The following is a 1441-nucleotide window of genomic DNA, read 5'->3' as shown; positions in this document are numbered from 1 at the left end:
CTTGCGAGCAGCGAAGCGGTCGAGCCCGTCGAGCTCGTCCCATACGGCCTGGCGCTCCGGCGTGACCTCGAGACCGGCGAGGAAATCTTCGTTGTCCTTGAGCTTGATGGCGGCTTCGACCGTCAGGATGTTGATCGCCGGCAGCTTGTGGCGCTTGCCGACCTCGAAATCGTTGAAATCATGCGCCGGTGTGATCTTGACAGCGCCGGAGCCTTTCTCCGGATCGGAATACTCGTCCGCCACGATCGGTATCCTGCGGCCGACGATCGGCAGCACGACGTGGCGGCCGACCAGATCGGTGAAGCGCTCGTCACCCGGATGCACGGCAACCGCCGTGTCGCCAAGCATCGTCTCGGGGCGCGTCGTGGCGACCGTGATGAAGGTCCTCGGGTTCTCCGGGTCGAACGCTTCGCCTTCGATCGGGTAACGGAAGTGCCAGAGATTGCCGTTGACCTCGTGCTGCTCGACCTCGAGGTCGGAAATGGCGGTGAGCAGCTTGGGGTCCCAGTTCACAAGGCGCTTGTCCTTGTAGATGAGGCCTTCCTTGTAGAGCGTGACGAAGACTTCCAGCACCGCCTTGGACAGGCCTTCATCCATGGTGAAGCGTTCGCGCGACCAGTCGGCCGAGGCGCCGAGGCGCTTCAGCTGGTTGAAGATCGCGCCGCCGGATTCGGCCTTCCACTCCCACACCTTCTCGATGAACTGCTCGCGCGTCAGATCGCGGCGGTGGATCTGCCTTTCCATGAGCTGGCGCTCGACCACCATCTGCGTGGCGATGCCGGCGTGATCCATGCCGGGCTGCCAAAGCACGTTCTTGCCGCGCATGCGCTCGAAGCGCACCAAAATGTCCTGCAGCGTGTTGTTGAGCGCATGGCCCATATGCAGCGAGCCGGTGACGTTCGGCGGCGGGATGACGATGGTGAAAGCTTCCGCCCCTTCCTCCGCGCCGGCGCCGGCCCGGAAGGCGTCGGCCTCTTCCCAGATTTTGGCGATCTTCGGCTCGACGGTCTTGGCGTCGTAGGTCTTTTCAAGCATGGAGGAGGTCCGAACTGTCGGTAACAAGCGTCCGGTGTAAATCGGAAGGTCTTGGCCGAGTCAACCGCGAGAGCAGCAATCACTGCCACAGATAGGCCTGCCCTCGACCAGCGACAATCCCGGCCGAGCGGGAGCTACGCGCGCTCACCTAAGAGCCTTGAACAAGCCACCGCCCGAAGGCGGCGCTTTTCAGCCTGCGTGTTGCGGCGGCTACTGCGCGCCGCGCGCCACGCGCTCGATCTCTTCGCGCACCAGCCTTTCGACCAGCGTCGGCAGGTTGTTGTCGAGCCAATCCTGCAGCATCGGCCGCAGCATCTCCTCGGCCATTTCATCGAAGCTCTTCTTGCCACGGCTGGCAAAGGCATCGGAAAGCTCGCCGAAAGCGGCGGCAACCTGCCTGCCCGTG

2 protein-coding genes are annotated in these 1441 nt (G+C 63.6%); both read right to left on the bottom strand.

The features are described 5' to 3' along the window. Positions 1-1035 (bottom strand): class I tRNA ligase family protein (locus tag EOA28_RS35600; RefSeq protein ID WP_148671095.1); only part of this gene is annotated, 1035 nt, incomplete at its 3' end. 210 nt (positions 1036-1245) lie between these two features. Further along, on the bottom strand, positions 1246-1441 hold a 196-nt coding region (locus EOA28_RS35595; RefSeq protein WP_128315840.1), incomplete at its 5' end, for a DUF2497 domain-containing protein.

The organism is Mesorhizobium sp. M2A.F.Ca.ET.067.02.1.1 (genome assembly GCF_004023285.1).
In the GTDB taxonomy this organism is placed as follows: Bacteria; Pseudomonadota; Alphaproteobacteria; order Rhizobiales; family Rhizobiaceae; genus Mesorhizobium.
This window is presented reverse-complemented; position numbering and strand designations above follow the sequence as displayed.